The 17,622-nt window shown below is 73.5% G+C and carries 13 protein-coding genes; 12 read left to right on the plus strand and 1 reads right to left on the minus strand.

Annotated elements, in window-relative coordinates:
• The first annotated feature begins 87 nt into the window (after window positions 1–87).
• The 10 genes from ACSUPV_RS36950 (at window position 88) to ACSUPV_RS36995 (ending at window position 10,424) form a co-directional block, all read left to right on the plus strand.
• On the plus strand, window positions 88–1,689 hold the full coding sequence (locus ACSUPV_RS36950; RefSeq protein WP_436949439.1) for an ABC transporter substrate-binding protein: 1,602 nt from the start codon (window positions 88–90) through the stop codon (window positions 1,687–1,689).
• Between the two features lie 3 nt (window positions 1,690–1,692).
• Window positions 1,693–2,622, plus strand: coding sequence for an ABC transporter permease (locus tag ACSUPV_RS36955; RefSeq protein WP_031120612.1), 930 nt, complete (start codon window positions 1,693–1,695; stop codon window positions 2,620–2,622).
• A gap of 3 nt (window positions 2,623–2,625) precedes the next feature.
• The gene (locus ACSUPV_RS36960; RefSeq protein ID WP_031120613.1) at window positions 2,626–3,540 is read left to right on the plus strand and encodes an ABC transporter permease; all 915 of its coding nucleotides are present in this window, start codon (window positions 2,626–2,628) and stop codon (window positions 3,538–3,540) included.
• Window positions 3,537–4,367 carry an ABC transporter ATP-binding protein gene (locus tag ACSUPV_RS36965; RefSeq protein ID WP_051648758.1) on the plus strand — a complete coding sequence of 277 codons (831 nt, stop codon included), beginning with the start codon at window positions 3,537–3,539 and terminating at the stop codon, window positions 4,365–4,367. Before ACSUPV_RS36960 ends, ACSUPV_RS36965 begins: the two co-directional genes overlap by 4 nt.
• Complete coding sequence (locus ACSUPV_RS36970; RefSeq protein ID WP_436949440.1) at window positions 4,364–5,176, plus strand: ATP-binding cassette domain-containing protein; 813 nt, start codon at window positions 4,364–4,366, stop codon at window positions 5,174–5,176. Before ACSUPV_RS36965 ends, ACSUPV_RS36970 begins: the two co-directional genes overlap by 4 nt.
• Window positions 5,173–6,153: an aldo/keto reductase gene (locus tag ACSUPV_RS36975; RefSeq protein WP_031120616.1), complete on the plus strand. Its 981-nt coding sequence runs from the start codon at window positions 5,173–5,175 to the stop codon at window positions 6,151–6,153. Before ACSUPV_RS36970 ends, ACSUPV_RS36975 begins: the two co-directional genes overlap by 4 nt.
• A 30-nt stretch (window positions 6,154–6,183) precedes the next feature.
• Window positions 6,184–6,990: an HpcH/HpaI aldolase family protein gene (locus ACSUPV_RS36980; RefSeq protein WP_382611853.1), complete on the plus strand. Its 807-nt coding sequence runs from the start codon at window positions 6,184–6,186 to the stop codon at window positions 6,988–6,990.
• Window positions 6,991–7,174: 184 nt separating this feature from the next.
• Complete coding sequence (locus ACSUPV_RS36985; RefSeq protein WP_037762174.1) at window positions 7,175–8,356, plus strand: exo-alpha-sialidase; 1,182 nt, start codon at window positions 7,175–7,177, stop codon at window positions 8,354–8,356.
• 154 nt (window positions 8,357–8,510) lie between these two features.
• A complete protein-coding gene (locus ACSUPV_RS36990) occupies window positions 8,511–9,281 on the plus strand; it encodes a carbonic anhydrase (protein ID WP_436949441.1) in 771 nt (256 codons plus the stop codon).
• Between the two features lie 114 nt (window positions 9,282–9,395).
• Window positions 9,396–10,424 carry a LacI family DNA-binding transcriptional regulator gene (locus ACSUPV_RS36995; RefSeq protein WP_031120621.1) on the plus strand — a complete coding sequence of 343 codons (1,029 nt, stop codon included), beginning with the start codon at window positions 9,396–9,398 and terminating at the stop codon, window positions 10,422–10,424.
• On the opposite strand, the gene ACSUPV_RS37000 is transcribed toward ACSUPV_RS36995, so the two are convergent.
• Window positions 10,425–14,372: a glycosyl hydrolase gene (locus tag ACSUPV_RS37000; protein ID WP_436949978.1), complete on the minus strand. Its 3,948-nt coding sequence runs from the start codon at window positions 14,370–14,372 to the stop codon at window positions 10,425–10,427.
• Window positions 14,373–14,580: 208 nt separating this feature from the next.
• Between ACSUPV_RS37000 and ACSUPV_RS37005 the strand changes: the two genes are divergently transcribed.
• On the plus strand, window positions 14,581–15,885 hold the full coding sequence (locus ACSUPV_RS37005; protein ID WP_436949442.1) for an MFS transporter: 1,305 nt from the start codon (window positions 14,581–14,583) through the stop codon (window positions 15,883–15,885).
• Between the two features lie 34 nt (window positions 15,886–15,919).
• On the plus strand, window positions 15,920–17,383 hold the full coding sequence (locus ACSUPV_RS37010) for an arabinose isomerase (RefSeq protein WP_382611841.1): 1,464 nt from the start codon (window positions 15,920–15,922) through the stop codon (window positions 17,381–17,383).
• Window positions 17,384–17,622: the final 239 nt, after the last annotated feature.

The following is a 17,622-nucleotide window of genomic DNA, read 5'->3' on the forward strand; positions in this document are numbered from 1 at the left end:
CCCGCCGCCCGGGCCCCCGACCGGGCCGAGGCGAGAGCCGCGCGAACACCACGAGCCGGTCGCCCCCGGAACGCGAGAAGGTCGACGATGACCCCAAGCCCTCACCACGCACCCCCGGACCGCCTTTCCCCGCGAGAGCCCCTCCGCCGCCGCACCCTGCTCCGCCTCGGCGCGCTCGGCGGCACGGGCCTCGCCCTCGGTCCCCTGTCCGCCTGCGCCGGACCCACCGGAGCCCCCGGCCCCGGCACCCTCACCCTCGGCCTGAACCGCTCCCTGGTGAGCCTGGACAACAAGCTCAACCAGTTCGACGCGGCCGTCACCGTGCAGCGCGCGGTCCGCCAGGCCCTCACCCGCATCGGCCCCGGCATGCGGGTCCAGCTCGTCCTCGCCGACCGGTTCGCGATGACCGAGCCGACCGTCTGGAGCGTGCGGCTGCGCGCGGGCGTGCGCTACTCCGACGGCAGCCCCGTCACCGTCGAGGACGTCGCCACCGCCGTGGAGATGTACGGCAAGGTCAACGGCTCCTTCCTGCTCGGCCTCTTCCCGGAGCTGCCCACCGTCGAGAAGACCGGCGAGCGCACTTTCAGGCTCCACACCCGGCGCCCCGTGACCGTCCTCGACCGGCTGATGGCCAACATCCACATCACCCCGGCCACCGACAACCGACCCGAGGAACTCCAGAGCGGCGTCGGCTCCGGCCCGTACAAGGTGATCGAGGCGAACAGCGGCGCCGGCGAGTACACCCTCGCCCGCAACCCCCGCTACTGGGGCCGCCCGGCCCACGTCGACACCGTCCGGGTGCGCTTCGTGCCCGAGGAGGCCGGCCGGGTCATCGCCCTGCGCAGCGGCGAGCTGGACGTCGTCGACACCCTCACCCCCGACTCGGCCGAGCAGCTCACGGGCCTGCCGGGCGTCATCGTCCAGGAGACCTCGGGCGCCCGCATCAACCAGCTCTTCTACAACTTCCGCAAACCGCGCGGGCATCCCCTCGCCGACCCCCGGGTCCGCCGCGCCCTCACCTACGCCGTCGACGGCGACGCGCTGATCCGCGACGTCCTCACCGACTCCGCGGAGGAGGCGCAGGGCGTCGTCCCGCTCGCCCTGGAGGGCGCGATCCCCACCGGCGGCTACACCTACGACCCAGGCAGGGCGAAGGCCCAGCTCAAAGCGCTGGGCGCGGAAGGTCTGCGGATCCGCGTCATCTGGGAGTCGGGCGAGTTCGCCGCCGACAGCTCCGTCATGGAAGCCGTCGCCGACATGTTCCGCGACATCGGCGTACGCACCTCCCTGCTCCAGTTCGAACCGGGCGGCGACATCCTGAAGTGGCGGCAGGGCCGCGCCGGCGACTGGGACGTCATCGGCAACGGCTTCCCCGGCACCACCGGCCAGGCCCTCACCTCCCTCCAGGGCATGTACGGCGGCACCCCCGAACGGGAACGCACCCGCGACACCTACATGGGCTACGTCGTCCCCGACGTCCAGCGCCGCCTGGAGGACGCCGCCACCGAGACCGACGCCACCGCACGCGCCCGCAAGCTGGCCGACGTCCAGCACACCATCTGGAACACCTGGCCCAGCCTGTGGGCGTTCGCCCCCAAGACGATGCTCGCCCGCCGCGACCGCGTGCACGACCTGGGCCTGCTCAAGCTCAACTCCTACGACCTGTCCGCCGTACGGCTGGAGGCCTGAGCCGTGGCCACCTACCTCGCACGCCGCATCGGCCAGAGCCTGCTGGCCGTCTTCCTCACCCTCACCACGGTCTTCCTGCTGCTGCGCCTCGCCCCCGGCGACCCGGCCGCCGCCTACGCCGCCCCCAGCGCCACGGCCGCCGACCTGGCCCGCATCCGCGCCGAGTTCGGCCTCGACGAACCCCTGATCACCCAGTACGGGATCTTCCTGCGCGACCTGTGCACCGGGAACCTCGGCACCAGCTACTCCTTCCACGCCTCCGCGTTCCAGGTCGTCATGGACCGGCTCCCGTACACCATCACCCTCGCGGTCGCCGCCATCGCGGTCACCACCGTCGTCGCCGTGCCGCTCGGCGTGTGGATGGCCCGGCGCGCCGACACCAAGCGGGAGCTGGGCACGAACGTCCTGACGATCACGGGGCAGTCGATGCCCGACTTCTGGACCGGCATGATGCTGCTGACCGTCTTCGCCGTGCTCCTCCCGGTGCTGCCCGCCTCCGGATTCACCTCCTGGAGCGGCCTCGTCCTGCCCACCGTGACCGTGGCGGTCCTGCAACTCGCCCTCGTCTCACGGCTGGTGCGGCGCGAGATGACCACCGCGCTCGCCGCGCCCTACACCACCGTCGCCCGCTCCCGCGGCGTCTCCGAACGCGCCCTGACCTGGCGGTACGGCCTCCGCAACTCCGCCGTGCCCCTCGTCACCGCCCTCGGCACCCGGTTCGCGGCCCTGCTCAACGGTGTCGTGGTCGTCGAGGTCGTCTTCGGCTGGCCGGGCGTCGGCTCGCTCGTCGTGCGTGCCCTGGAGACCCGCGACTACCCGCTCATCCAGGCCACCGTCCTCGTCACGGCCACCCTCGCGATCCTCGTCCAGCTCCTCGTCGACCTCGCCTACCCGCTGTTCGATCCGCGCGTACGACTCGGAAAGGCGGCCTGACCCATGGCCAGTGTCACCTCCACCCCGGCCGCCCCCACCGAGCGGCCCAGCGCCGTCACCGCCCGCGACCTCGCCCGGGCCACCGCGACCCGGCAGCGGCGCGGCGCCCGCTTCAAGATCTGGGCCGGATCCGTGTGCACGGCCCTCGTGGTCCTGCCCGTCGCCCTGGCGGGTCTGCTGCCGCTGCCGGACGCCAACGCCCAGGACCTGTCCGAACGCAGGCTGCCGCCGCTCACCGACGGGCACCTGCTCGGCACCGACCAACTGGGCCGCGACCTGCTGTCCCGGATCCTGCACGGCGGCCAGGTGTCCCTCTCGGTCGGCGTCCTCGCGGTCCTGGTGTCCGGGCTGATCGGCATCGTCGCCGGATCGGCCGCCGGGTTCTTCGGCGGCTGGGTCGACGCGCTCGTCTCCCGCTTCCTGGAGGCCCAGCTCGCCCTGCCCCTGCTGATGATGCTGCTGCTCGTGGTCGCCCTCTTCGGGCCGTCGGTCACCGTCATCACCTGCGTGATCGCCGTCGCGCAGTGGCCGGAGGTGGCACGGCTGACCCGCTCCCTCGTCCTGGTCGAACGCGAGAAACCGTACGTCGCCGCCGCACGCGTCCTCGGTCTGCGCGGCTGGTCGGTCCTCACCCGGCACGTCATCCCCAACGTCGTGCGCCCGGTGAGCCTCGTCGTGCTGCTCCTGCTCGCCCAGGCCGTGCTGCTGGAGAGCGCGCTGAGCTTCCTCGGCGCCGGGCCGCAGCGGCCCTTCGCCACCTGGGGCCGGATCATCTCCGACGGCCAGGCCTACCTCACCACCTCGTGGTGGCTGGTCACCCTGCCCGGCCTGGTCATCGCCCTCCTCGTGGTCGGGGTCAACCTGCTGGGCGACGGGCTGCGCGACCGCACCCGCCGCCGGAAGGGAGCACGCGCATGACACCCCTGCTGGACGTCCGCGACCTCCAGATCGAACTCGTCACCGCGCACGGCGTCGTGCGGGCCGTCGACGGCGTCAGCTTCACCGTCGGCCGCGGCGAGACCGTGACCCTCATCGGCGAGTCCGGCTCCGGCAAGTCCACCACCGCGATGGGCGTGCTGCGCCTGCTGCCGGAGGGACTCGCCGTCCTGTCGGGCAGCGTCCGCATCGGCGGCCGGGACGTCCTCACCGACCCCGGCGCGGCCCGCGCGGTGCGCGGACGGACCGTGTCCCTCATCCCGCAGGACCCGATGACCGCCCTCAGCCCCGTCCACACCATCGGCCGGCAACTCGGCGACGCCATCCGCCTGCGCCACCCCGAACTCTCCCGCGCACAGGCCCGCGAACGGGGCGTCGACCTGCTCGGACAGGTGCGCATCAGCCGACCCGAGACCCGCTGGACCTCCTACCCCCACCAGTTCTCCGGCGGCATGCTGCAACGCATCCTCATCGCCATCGCGCTGGCCGGCGACCCCGAACTCCTCGTCGCCGACGAACCCACCTCCGCCCTGGACGCGACCGTGCAGGCCGACGTCCTCGACCTGCTGATGGAGCTTCAGGAACGCACCGGCATCGGCATGCTGATGATCACCCACGACCTCGGGGTGGCCCGGCTGGTCTCCGACCGCATCCACGTCATGAAGGACGGCCGCTTCGTCGAGTCGGGCCCGGCCGGGCAGATCGTCGAACGGCCGGCCGAGCCGTACACCCGTGACCTGCTCGCCGCCGTCCCCCGCCTGGGCGCCTGGGACGAGGACGGAACCGCCATCGAGGGAGCCATCCCATGACGCTGCTGGCCGTCGAGGACCTCGTCGTCGAATACCCCACCCGGAGCGGCCCCTTCCGCGCCGTCGACCGGGTCGGCTTCCGGCTCCGCAAGGGCGGCTCGCTCGCCGTCGTCGGCGAGTCCGGCTGCGGCAAGTCAACCCTCGCCCGCGCCCTGGTCCGGCTGCTCACCCCCAAGTCCGGCCGGATCGTCCTGGACGGCACGGACATCGCCACCCTGCCCGAGCGGAAACTCCGCCCCCTGCGGCGCCGCGTACAGATGGTCTTCCAGGACCCCTACGGCTCCCTCGACCCCCACCTGACCGCCCAGCAGATCGTCGCCGAACCCCTGCGCCTCGGCGGCGTCTCCGACCGCGCCGAACGAGCCCGCCGCGCCGCCGAACTGCTCGACCAGGTCGGCCTGCCCCCGTCCGCGCTGCAGCGCCGCCCGGCCGACTTCTCCGGCGGCCAGCGGCAGCGCATCGGCATCGCCCGCGCGCTCGCCTCCCGCCCCGACGTGCTGGTCTGCGACGAGGCGACCTCCGCGCTCGACATGTCCGTACAGGCGCAAGTGCTCGCCCTGCTCCGGGAGTTGCAGGAGGAGACCGGCATCGCCTACCTCGTCATCGCGCACAACCTGGGCGTGGTGCGCGAGATGAGCACGGACGTCGTGGTGATGCGGGCCGGCCGGGTGGTCGAGGCCGGGCCGACCGAGACCGTCCTCGCCGCCCCGGCCGACCCCTACACCCGCGCCCTGCGCCGGGCCGCCCTCGACCCGACCGCCATCCACGGCGTGAAACCCCGCCGCGTACCGGAAGGAAGCCCCTCGTGACCACCGGCATCACCCTGCCGAACAGCCCCGTCCCGCTCTCGCGGCTCGTGCTCGGCACCATGACCTTCGGCGACACCGTCGACCGCGCGGGAGCGGCCGCCATGCTGGACGCCGCGCTCGACGCCGGCCTCACCGGCGTCGACACCGCCAACGGCTACGCGGGCGGCGAGAGCGAGCGGCTGCTCGGAGAGCTGCTGCCGGGCCGCCGTGACCGGATCGTGCTGGCCACCAAGGCCGGCATCCCGCACCCCGACCAGGGCGAGCACGCGCCCCTGTCGCCCGCCGGACTGCGCGCCGCCCTGGAGGGCAGCCTCAAACGACTCGGCACCGACCACGTCGACCTCTTCTACCTCCACCAGCCCGACCGCGCGACGCCCCTCGCCGAAACCCTCGCCACCGTCTCCGAGTTCGCCACCGAGGGAAAGATCGGCGCCCTCGGCGTGTCCAACTACGCCGCCTGGCAGATCTCCGAACTCGTCCGCACCGCCGACGAGGTGGGCGCCCCGCGCCCGGTGATCGCCCAGCAGCTGCACAACCTCCTCGCCCGCCGCGTCGAGGAGGAGTACGTCGAATACGCGGCCGTCACCGGACTGCGCACCATGGTCTACAACCCACTCGGCGGCGGCCTCCTGACCGGCCGTCACCACTTCGGGCAGGAGCCCGGCTCCGGACGCTTCGGCGACTCGCGGCTCGCCCCCATGTACCGGCAGCGGTACTGGGACGAACGGCTCTTCACCGCCGTCGAGGAACTGGCCGCCGTGGCCGCGCGGGCGGGCCTCGCGCTCACCGACCTCGCCCTGCGCTGGCTGCTGGACCGCCCCTCCACCGACGCGCTGCTCCTCGGCGGCTCCCGGCCGGAGCACCTGCGCGCCAACATCGCCGCCGCCGCGGCCGGACCGCTCCCCGCCGACGTCACCGCGGCCTGCGACGAGGTCGGCGCCCGGCTGCGCGGCCCGATGCCCGCCTACAACCGCTGACCACGCCCCCACCCCAAGGAGCCCCGCCCCATGCCCGCCGCACCCGGCACCCCCGCCGCCTTCGCCGCCGCCCTGCGCGCCCGCGAACAGCTCGTCGGCTACTGGTCCGTCCTGGACTCCCCGGTCTCCACCGAACGCATCGCCCGCCTCGGCTACGACTATGTTGCCCTCGACGCCCAGCACGGCCTCCTGGAGTACGCGGGCGTCCTGCGCTCCCTCACTGCCATCGACACCAAGGGCTCGACGGCGGTCGGCCTGGTCCGCGTCGAGGCCAACGACCCGTCACCGATCGGCAAGGCACTGGACGCGGGCGCCGCCGGCGTGATCGTCCCGCTGATCGACACCGCGCGGGACGCCGCCGACGCGGTGGCGGCCGTACGCTACCCGCCGCTCGGCCGCCGCAGCTACGGCCCGATGCGCTCCGGGCTGCGCATCGGCCCCCACCCGGCCGACGCGCACGCCCAGACCGTCGTCCTCGCGATGATCGAGACCGCCGAGGGCCTGGCCGACGTCGAGGCCATCTGCGCCACCGACGGCCTCGACGGCGTCTACGTCGGCCCCTCCGACCTGCGCCTGGCGCTCGGCGGAGCCACCTCCACCGACCCGGCGCTCGCCGACGAGTTCGAGGCCGCCCTCGCGACCGTGCGGACGGCTGCCGCCAGGGCCGGGATCGCCGCCGGCATCCACACCGGGGACGGCGCGAGCGCCGCCAAGCGCCTCGCCGAGGGCTTCACCTTCGCCACCGTCGCCTGCGACCTCGTCCACCTGGAACAGGCCGCCGCAGGGCACCTGACCGCGGCGCGGGAGACGGGACAGGCCGGGGGAGGAGGCCGATGACGGCGACACGCGGGGCGGGAGAACCCGGTGACCACCGGGGCCGCCATCCCACCCCCGGGCAGGACGAGCCCCATGACCACCCGCCCGTCGACCGCGGTGTGCGAGGCATGACGAGCCACATGACCGCCAACCGTCCGGCAGGACCAGCCAGTTGACCTCCACCCGCCGAGCAGGAGCTTCCCCGATGACCACCGCCGACGGCGCGCTGCGCCCCCACCCCGGCCAGCCCGGCCGGGCCGAGACCCACCTGGCCGCGCCCGCCGCGCAGAACCACGCCGCCAACCTCACCGTCCTGCCCGGCGGCGACCTGGGCTGCGTCTGGTTCGGCGGCACCCAGGAAGGCGTCGCCGACATCTCCGTGTGGTTCTCCCGGCTCGCCCCAGGCTCCGACACCTGGTCCGAGCCCGTCCGCCTCTCCGCCGACGACACCCGCTCCGAACAGAACCCGCTGCTCTTCCCCGCCCCCTCGGGCGAGCTGTGGCTCCTGCACACCGCCCAGCGCGCCGGACACCAGGACACCGCCGAGGTCCGGCTGCGCGTCAGCCATGACGAGGGCGCCACCTGGGGCCCGTCCCGCGTGCTGTTCCCGGCCGGCGAGCAGGGCGGCGTGTTCGTCCGCCAGCCGATCGTCCAAGTGGCGGGAGGCGAACGCCTGCTGCTGCCCGTCTTCCGGTGCGTCGCCACCCCCGGCACGGCCTGGTCGGGCGACCGGGACACCAGCTCCGTCATGGTCAGCGACGACGGCGGCCACAGCTGGCGCGAACGCCCCGTCCCGGGCAGCACCGGCCTCGTCCACATGAACATCCGCCCCCTGCCCGGCGGTCGTCTCCTGGCCCTCTTCCGCAGCCGCCGCGCCGACGCCGTGCACAGCTGCGTGTCGCACGACGACGGCGAGACGTGGACCGAGCCCCGCCCCCTGGACCTGCCGAACAACAACTCCTCGATCCAGTACACCGTCCTGGCCGACGGCCGGCTCGCCCTGGTCTACAACCACAGCAGCGCGGCGGACGCCGTCGCCCGCAGGGTCTCCCTGTACGACGAGATCGACGACGACGGCGTGGCCGGGACGTCCTCCCCGGCCGCCGCCCCCACGGGCGACGCCTTCTGGGGCGCTCCCCGCGCCCCGCTCTCCCTGGCCCTCTCCCCGGACGACGGCCGCACCTGGCTCCAGAGGCACGACCTGGAGACGGGCGACGGCCACTGCCTCACCAACAACTCCCGCGACGGCCTCAACCGCGAGCTGTCCTACCCCTCCCTCGCCCAGACCCCGGACGGCACCCTCCACGTCGCCTACACCCACCACCGCCGCACCATCAAGCACGTCCGCCTGGACGGCAGTTGGCTGAAGGAGAGGTTCCCCGCCTGATCACCGAACGTCCGGCCCCGGCCACCTCCCGCGTTTTGGACGAGCCCTTCTCCTGCCCTGCACCAGCGCTGTACGGGCGTTAACCGGCCTCCCACGACAGTGGCATCACCCGCTCCACCAGGGTGAGCGGGGAGACCGAAAGGGGAACGGCGCCATGGGTACCGCCGGAACACCGCAGCGCAGGGCCATACTCACCGGTGGACTGGCCGCCGGCGCGGCTCTGCTCACCGCCTGCTCGTCGACGTCGGACAGCACACCCACCGGGCAGGCCGCGGCCGCGCCGAGCACCCCCGCGCCCTCACCCGCGGCGGCCGCGCGCCCGGACTCGCCCTGGGCAGCGTTCGCCCGGCTGATGGACGGCAACAAGCGCTGGGTGGACGGCAGGCTCCAGCACCCCGACCGGGACCCGAAGCGGCGCGAGTTCGTCGCCGAGGAGCAGGACCCGTACGGCGTGATCCTGTCCTGCATCGACTCCCGCGTCCCGCCGGAGCTCGTCTTCGACACGGGCCTCGGCGACCTGTTCGTGATGCGCACCGGCGGGCAGGTGGTGGGCCCGGTGGTCGTCGGCTCCGTGGAGTACGGGCCGATGACGTCCGGCACCCCGCTGATCGTGGTCCTCGGGCACCAGCGCTGCGGGGCGATCAAGGCGGCCTACGAGGCGATGCGGGACGGCACGACCCTGCCCGGCAACCTCCAGTCGATCTCCGACGCCCTGCGGCCCGCCTACCGGGAGACCGTCAGGAAGAAGCACGCCGACCCGGTCGACGCGATGGTCCGGATCCACATCGATCAGACCGCCGCCGGCCTGCGGACCAACAAGGACCTCGCCCCGCTCGTGAAGAAGGGCGACCTCGCCGTCGTCAGCGCCTACTACTCGCTCGACACCGGCCAGGTGGAAGTCCTCACCGGCGCGCCCTCCGCCTGACCGGGAGACCACGGGGACCGGGCGGGAAAAACGTTCCATGCCCGGCCACGTTATACTTGCGGCGCCCATGAAGGCCACGGTCGTGCCTGGTCGCACGGCTGCAACAGCGAGGGGGTGGACGCCGTTCCGGCACGCCCCGCCCGCATCCAGGACGTCGCCGCCGCCGCGGGCGTCTCGGTGTCCACGGTGTCGAACGTGCTCAACCGGCCCGAGCGCGTCAACGCCCGGACCGCCGAACGCGTCCGCGTCGCGGTCGCCGCGCTCGACTACGTCCCCCACCCCGGAGCCGCCGGCCTGCGCACCGGGCGTGCCTCCGCCATCGGGCTGGTGCTGCCCGACGTGACCAACTCCTTCTACGCGCGCATCGCACGGGGCGCGGCGGACGCCGCCTACGACCACGGCTACTCCCTCGTCCTCTGCCACAGCGGGGACGCCCCGGAGCGGGAGCAGGGCTACTTCAGCATGCTCGTCGAGCAACGGGCCGTCGGCGTGGTCGTCGTGCCGCTCAGCGCCGACCCGGGCCGGCTCGCCCGGCTGCGCGAGCGGGGCATCCCGCTCGTCCTCGCCGACCGTGCGATGCCCGACCGTGACGGCTGCTCGGCCTCCGTCGACGACATCGCCGGCGGCCGCATCGCCGTCCAGCACCTCCTCGACAGCGGGGCGCGCGACATCCTCGTCGTCAACGGCGAGCGCGGCATACGCCAGTGCGCCGACCGGTACCAGGGCGCCCGGCAGGCCGTGCGCAGCCGACGCGAGGCCCGGTTGGACCAGGTCGTCGCCGAGGAGATGACCGTCGCGTACGGCGCGGAGATCGCCCGCGGGCTGGAGGACCTGCCCGACGGGGTGTTCTGCACCAACGACTTCCTCGCGGCCGGCCTGTGCCGGGGCCTCACCGAGCGCGGCGTGCGCATCCCCGAGGACGTGCAGGTCGTCGGCTACGGCGACCTCGACATCGCGAGCTTCGGCGCGACCACCCTGACGACCGTCCGGCAGCCGGTCGAGGACCTCGGACGGGCGGCCGTGGAGATGCTGCTCGACGAGATCGAGGCCCGCGCGGACCACCTCCACGAAACCCGCGTCTTCGCCCCCGGCCTCGTCCTGCGCGACTCCACCCGCACGGGAGCTCCCGCGTCTTCGGCCTGATCACAACGACACGCCCTCCGGAATCCGTAGCGTCACGGGCCCCAACAGCCCCGAGATCAGCTGGGATTCGAAGGCCCAGGCGGTCGGCGTGGCCTCCGCGAGATACGGCGCCAGCGTGCCCCGGACCGTCACCTCCAGCCGGACGGCACGCCCGCCGGCCCCGCGCAGCGGGAAGCGGTACGGCGCGCAGAACGCCTCCCCGGCCGGTTCCCCGTCGACCGACACCTCCACGCTGCCCCGCACCCGCCCCAGATCCAGCACGGGATCGGGCCCCGGCGGCACCTGGAGCACCCGCGTGTACGTCACGCCCCCGCTCCAGCTCCCCAGCCCCAGGTCCCGCCAGTCACCCAGGGGCAGCGGCGCCGGCACGGTCCGCACGCGCACCGGCCCCTGCCACGCGGAGCCGCCCCGCAGGACCGCCGTCGGCTCGGTGACCACCTCGACGGACGCCGGCGCCGACAGTGGCTGATCCAGAGTCAGAATCCCGCCCTCCCACGGCGGTTCCGCGCCGTCCCCGACCCGCACGCGCGCGTGCAGCGCCAACGGCAGGTCGAGCGCGACCGTGCCCGCGGGGACGGTGAACCGGAAGCGCTGCCGCGAGGCGTGCACGTCGTCGGTGGAGCGCGACGGCCACACGGCGCCGCCGAGCACCGGCCGACCCGTGAGCCAGGCGGTGTCCGGCAGCGGATGCGGCCGCACCGCGGCGTGGCAGTGCCGCAGCTCGCCCCGCCTGCGGTCGTCCTCGACCGTCCGCCCCCGCCGTCCGCCCGACTCGACCTCCCAGCCGGCGCCGCTGACCAGGGCCGTCACCTCGGATCCCGAACACACCGCGAGGTCGACGAAGACCGCGTCCCGGGCGCCGGCACCGTCGGCGACGACCTCCAGCGTGTGCTCGCCCGCCCCGAGCACCGGTTCGTGGCGGAAGAACATCGGCACGGCGCCCCAGTCCGCCGCGTAGTACTCCACCTGCTCCTGCCGTGCCACGACCGCCCCGTCGATGAGCACGGTGACCGCCGAGGCGGCACCCACGACGAGCACCGCCCGCGCCTCGCCGCCCGGCACCCGGAGCCGGGCGCGATAGGTGACCCGGCCGTCCGGCCGTACGTCCTCGGGCGGGCGCATGAACCGCGGCCGGGGTCCGAGCCCGCCCGGCTCGGACAGGCAGTGGAAGCTGCCCAGGGGCGTGCCGGCGGTCGCCGAGATCGTCGAGGGCCGGTCCTGGGCGCCGGACAGCTCGTACTCCAGGACGTTGCGCCCCCGGCTCACCGTGACCCGGGCCGAGGCCACGTACCCGCTGCTCTCCGGGACCAGCAACTCACCGTTCCACCAGACCCGCTTGACGGCCTCGGCGCCGACGTGCAGCTCGGCGGGCCCGCGGTGGTCGGTCTCCACGAGGGCGCGGACCCGGGCCGCCGTCGCGCCGACCGGCACGGGGACACGGACGAACTCCTCGTTCACCAGCCCCTTGGTGCCCAGCAGTCCGCCCTGGTCCGGGATGCCGCGGCTCGCCGAGTACACCGCGACCTCCCAGCCCGCGTCCGGCGGCACGAGCGGCAGCTCCCCGGCCAGGATCCGTTCCACGCGCGGGCCGTCCAGCGGCTCGGGGGCCTGATCGACGGGCACCGGGGGCAGGACCCGCACGCGGTTGCCGTACGTCACCCGGATCCGCTCCCACGCCTCGCCCTCGGTCCACTCCATGGTCCAGATCTGCGGCTCGTCCACCGACGCCCCCTCGGGCAGCGCCAGATCGCCCCAGGTGTTGTCCAGGGTGGGGACCAGACGGCCCTGCCACCCGGTCGACACGTCGAGCACCCGGACGGCCGCCTCACCCACCGGAGAGGGCGACGGCGCCGGCCGGCCCTCCCGCCAGACGACCAGGACCGCGGGGGCGCCGTCCAGCGGCACCTCGACGATCGAGACCGTGCCGTCGTCGGCGACGGTGACGCGCACGGGACCGCGGGATCCGCTCGCCGGGTTCCACACCTCGGCCTCGGCGACCTCCGCCCGCACGGTGACGGACACGGTGTCGGCGGTGACGGCCGCACCGGGCCGGAGCGGATGCGCGCCGATCTCCGGGAAGGCCGCCGTCACCAGCGCCACCGCCTCGTTCCCCCTGCGCCGGACGAGCAGGGGAACGTCACCCGTCGCGTACCCGGCCGCGTCGGCCACCGCCAGCGCACCGGCCTCCGGGTCGCGCACCCGCTCCAGCCGGGGATGGGCCAGCAGGGCCGCCACCACGGAGTCGTCACCGGCCCGGCCCGCGACCGTCGCGGGTGGCCGCCCCACCACCACGACCCGCCCTCCCGCGTCGAGGAGTTCGGCCAGCCGGCGCGCCGTCTCCTCCTCCAGCACGCTCGTCGACGGCAGCAGCACCGCGGTGTACGCCAGGTCCCGGATCCGCAGGGCGCCGTCCGTGGCCTTGGCCCGCTGGACCGAGTCGTCGTCGACGACGTCGAAGGAGATGCCGTGCCGGTCCAGCGAACCGACGTGCGGGGCGAGCCAGTTGTTCGTGCCGCACAGGTCCAGGTAGTGGCGCTGCGTCTCGTCGGCGTCGGCGTGCTCCTCGCCCAGCCGGCCGTCGCCGAAGTGCCGGACGGGCGCGTCCAGCGGGATCAGCGCCTGCATCGTGGCGGTGGGGTACAGGACCGCCACGTCGGCCGCGTAACCGCCCCAGGACATGATCGAGCAGATCCGTGCCACGGCTCGCGAGAACGCCGGGTACTGCTTCCAGTAGGGCTGGCGCCAGTCGGTGGACGGCGGCGCCCACTCGAACCAGCCGCCCGCGGTGCCGAAGTAACTGGCGTGCGGGTTGTACAGGTTGGCGCCGCTGCGCAGGAACGGCAGCAGCCAGTGGTAGGTGTCCTCCAGGGTGCCGCCCCAGCCGGAGGAGTGGAACGCCTCGATCCAGACGCGCTCGTGGCCGTAGAGGTGGGCCATGGAGGAGTGCACCTTGGCGTCGCCGTGGTGGTCGCTGCCGGCGGCGCTGTACCAGCGGTGGGTCCGGAAGTAGTCGGTGTAGATCTGCGTCGACTGGGACGGGTATCCCGCGCGGGCGGGGTGGCTCTGGTCGCTGCCCAGCAGCAGCCCGCGGCTCCGGTGCCAGTCGGCGAGCGGCCGGAACAGGGCATCCTCGGTCAACTCCGCGCGGACCGCGTAGTAGTCGGCGCGGACCCTCCGCTCCGCCGGGCCGGCGTCCGTGCCGAACAGGGCCGGCAGGTGGTCGAGCAGGTCGTAGCCGCGACGGGCGCGGAACTCGGCGGCGAGGCGGTGGCTCCAGGCGTTGGTGGCGGGCAGTTCGTCCTGGAAGCTGCCCGCGATGACGGTGCCGAGGTACTCGGGCACGCGGCGGTCGTACTCGTGGTGGACGGCGTCCATCAACAGGCCCACAGCGCGCGCATCCAGGTAGTCGAACGCCGTGGGGACGGCGGTGACGAGCCGCACCCGCGTCCCGTCGGCGGCCTCGACGGCCCCGTCCCCGCCGAGCGCGAGCCGCCGCCCCTGGGGGGCGTACGCGGCGATCGGCGTCTCGGCGTCCCCGAGGGCGACCGTGCCCCGGGAGACGCGCGCGTCTCGGCAGCGCAGCGCCAGCCCGGCCGCGTCGGGATGACGCCGTGTCACCGTCCCCTGCACGTTGGCCCCGGAGAACCCGATCTGGTCGTAGAACCACAGGCGTGTGCCGAGCCCCGCGGCGATCTCGCAGGCGTCGGTGAAGCGGTCCCACCACTCCTCACCGAACCACGCGGGATCGTCGGCCCGGGCGCCGAACGTGGGCCCGGCCGGAGCCAGGTTGATCACGACGAGGTTGTGGACGCCGCCCTCCGCGAACGCCCGCAGCTGCCAGGCGAGTCGCTCACGGGTGACCTTCGCACCCGACCACCACCACAGGGGAGTGGGGCCGAAATCGCGGGGCGGATCCTCGAACAGCTGCCGGAGCGCGGGGGAGAGCACGGACACGGTCCTTCCCCTAAAACGTTTTTAGGCCACCTTCACCGTAGGGGAGCTGGACCGGTCACGCCATATCCCCGAACGGGGCGAGGGGAGACGGCGTCTTCCGACGCATGCGTGCGCGACACCTTGTTGCAACGTTTTTCTCGCCCTATATTCGCTGCGACCAGGCCCCCGGAACCGCGATGTCACCAGACGACGGAGTCGCATCATGGCCGGTACCCGCCCCATCCCCACACCGCTCTGGAAGGCCGCCGCCCTGTCGGGCATGGCCTCCTACCTCGACGCCGGGCTGATCGTCGCCATCTCCGTCAACCTGGCCATCTACCGCGACAGTTACGACATGGGCGTATGGATGGCCGGGGCGATCAGCGCGATCGTCACCGGCTGCATCGCCGTCGGGTCCCTCGTCGGCGGCCGGCTCGCCGACCTCTTCGGCCGCCGCCGCGTCTACAACTGGGACATCTTCTGCTTCGCGCTCGGCGCGATCGTCATCACGCTGGCCCCGGACGACATCACGCTGCTCATCGGCGTCCTCGTCGCGGGCCTCGCGGCCGGCGCCGACCTGCCGACGTCCCTGGCCGTGGTCTCGGACGCCGCGCCCTCCTGGGCCCGGGGCAGGCTCGTGGCCTTCACGCAGGTCATGTGGATGCTGGGCATCGCCGTCGCCATCTTCCTCGGCTTCGTGCTCTCCACCACCGGCATGACCGGCGCCCGGCTCATCACCGGGCAACTGGCCGTCGCCGCGCTCGTCACCTGGGCCCTGAGGTCCAGGCTGAAGCTGACCGACGAGTGGGACACGGGCGAGCACGAGCGGAACACGGGAGACGGCGAGCGGGACACCGCACAGCAGGAGGCGGACGCCGCCCCCCACAGCACCCCGCTGAAGAACATCTGGACCCGCGCCGCCCTGCTGCCGATGACCGCGACGTTCGTCTTCTACGTCACCTGGGGACTCGGCGCCAACACCTTCGGCCAGTTCGGCACCTATCTGCTCGTCACCGTCAGCGATGCCTCCCAGAGCCTGGCCACCGGCATCAACCTGGCGTTCATCCCCATCGGCGTGCTGCTCACCCTCGCCTTCGTGCGCGTCGCCGACACCCCGTGGCGCGACCGGCTGTTCCACGTGGCCGCGGTGGTGCAGATCCTCGCCTTCGTCATCGCGTCCCTGACCGCGGGCGCCCTCGTCGGGATGCTCGTCTTCTTCGTGCTCTACCAGCTCTCCAACCCCTTCGCGGGCGAGGCGAACTACAAGGTGTGGTCGCAGCTGACGCTGCCCGCCGACACCCGCGGCACCACCCAGGGCCTCACCTACGCCCTGTCGCGGGGCGTCTTCGCGGTCGCCGCGTTCTTCACCCCCGCCCTCGCCGACCACAGCCCGTCCGTCCTGCTCTGGACCATCACCGCCTGCATGACGGCGGCGGCCTTCGCGGGCGTGTTCATCATCCGCGTCCTGGTCCCCCGCTCCGCCGGCGCCGTGACGGACAGAGCGGACCTGCGCGTTTCCAGCACCTGAGCCGCCGGACCCACCCCGACAAGGAGCACCGACCATGGCAACGACCGCGGACCGCACGGCCGTACGGGCCGCCGCCCTGCACGACCTGCTCCCGCCGGTCACCCGGCGCCGCACCCGGATCGGACTGGTCGCGGGCGGACTCGGCACCTACTGGCCGCAGTTCCCCGGCCTCCTCCCGCAGCTCAAGGAGTCCGCCGCCTATGTCGCCGAGCGCTTCCGGGGGATGGACGCGGAGGTCACCGACGCCGGCTTCGTCTCCGACGCCCAGGAAGGAGCCCGCGCCGCCGAGGAACTGCGCCGCGCCGACTGCGACCTGATCGTGCTGTTCCTGACGACGTACCTCACCTCGTCCATGGTGCTGCCGATCGCCCGGCGCTCGCACACGCCGGTCCTGGTCATCGACCTCCAGCCGACCGAGCGGATGGACCACGCCTCCTTCGACACCGGGGCGTGGCTGGCCTACTGCGGGCAGTGCCCCGTCCCCGAGGTCGGCAACGTCTTCCGGCGCGCCGGCATCCCCTTCCGCTCGGTGTCGGGCTGGCTGCGGCAGGAGTCCGCCTGGCGGCGCATCGAGCAGTGGATCCGGGCCGCGCACATCCGCGCCGCCCTCCGGCACGCCCGGCACGGACTCATGGGACACGTCTACCCCGGCATGCTCGACGTGCAGACCGATCCCACCCTGCTGGCCACGACGTTCGGCTCGCACGTCGAGGTGCTGGAGTTCGACGACCTGCGGCACCGCGTGGAGCGCGTGACCGAGGCGGAGACCCGCGAGCGGATGGCGCTCGCCCGGCAGGTCTTCACCCTCGACGACAGCGTGGTGGAGGAGGACTTCGCCTGGGGCGCGACGGTGTCGGTCGCCCTCGACCGGCTGGTGGAGGACTTCGCGCTGGACAGCCTCGCCTACTACCACCGCGGTCTCGACGGCGAACTCCACGAGCGCCTCGGCGCCGGCATGATCCTCGGCGCCTCCCTGCTCACCGCCCGGGGCGTGCCCGCGGCCGGCGAATACGAACTGCGCACATCAGTCGCGCAGTTGGCCTCGCAGAGCGTCGGCGCGGGAGGCTCCTTCACCGAGATCCAGGCCCTGAACTTCGAGGACGGGGTCGTGGAGATGGGCCACGACGGACCCGCCCACCTCGCGGTCGGCGCACGCGACCCGCTCCTGCGCGGCCTCGGCGTCTACCACGGCAAACGCGGCTGGGGCGTGAGCGTCGAGTTCGACGTCCAGCACGGGCCCGTCACCCTGCTCGGCCTCGGCCAGGACGCCGACGGCAGCCTGTCGTTCGTCACCTCCGAGGGCACCGTCGTCCCCGGACCGCTGCTGGAGATCGGCAACACCACCAGCCGGGTCGACTTCGGCCGCGACCCCGGCGAATGGGTCGACGCGTGGAGCGCCACGGGCGTCGGCCACCACTGGTCCCTCGCGGTGGGCCACCACGCGGCCGACTTCCGGGCGGCGGCGAGCCTGCTGGGCATCGACCACCGGCACGTGTGACGGGGAATCGGGGGTGGGGACAGGTGTCCCGTCCGCACCCCCGGAAATGGGTGCGGGCACCGATGGTGCGGCAGCCGGGCCGCGTGTGAGAGTGACAACGGCCGGAGCTTCGCGTGTCGTGATCACCGCGACTCCGGGCTGACGCCGACAAGAACCACGATGTCCGGTACATCCCCAGAAGGAGGAGCCCATCCACCCTCGCACGCAGAAACGATCCGCCTCCCATGGAGAGCGGAAGG

This window comes from Streptomyces sp. SudanB52_2052 (assembly GCF_964272415.1).
GTDB lineage: Bacteria > Actinomycetota > Actinomycetes > Streptomycetales > Streptomycetaceae > Streptomyces > Streptomyces olindensis.

Excerpts from the sequence above, each read along its gene's own strand:
- ACSUPV_RS36950 (WP_436949439.1), top strand. The coding sequence starts at position 88 with ATGACCCCAAGCCCTCACCACGCACCCCCGGACCGCCTTTCCCCGCGA.
- ACSUPV_RS36960 (WP_031120613.1), top strand. The coding sequence starts at position 2,626 with ATGGCCAGTGTCACCTCCACCCCGGCCGCCCCCACCGAGCGGCCCAGC.
- ACSUPV_RS36965 (WP_051648758.1), top strand. The coding sequence starts at position 3,537 with ATGACACCCCTGCTGGACGTCCGCGACCTCCAGATCGAACTCGTCACC.
- ACSUPV_RS36970 (WP_436949440.1), top strand. The coding sequence starts at position 4,364 with ATGACGCTGCTGGCCGTCGAGGACCTCGTCGTCGAATACCCCACCCGG.
- ACSUPV_RS36980 (WP_382611853.1), top strand. The coding sequence starts at position 6,184 with ATGCCCGCCGCACCCGGCACCCCCGCCGCCTTCGCCGCCGCCCTGCGC.
- ACSUPV_RS36985 (WP_037762174.1), top strand. The coding sequence starts at position 7,175 with ATGACCACCGCCGACGGCGCGCTGCGCCCCCACCCCGGCCAGCCCGGC.
- ACSUPV_RS36990 (WP_436949441.1), top strand. The coding sequence starts at position 8,511 with ATGGGTACCGCCGGAACACCGCAGCGCAGGGCCATACTCACCGGTGGA.
- ACSUPV_RS37005 (WP_436949442.1), top strand. The coding sequence starts at position 14,581 with ATGGCCGGTACCCGCCCCATCCCCACACCGCTCTGGAAGGCCGCCGCC.
- ACSUPV_RS37010 (WP_382611841.1), top strand. The coding sequence starts at position 15,920 with ATGGCAACGACCGCGGACCGCACGGCCGTACGGGCCGCCGCCCTGCAC.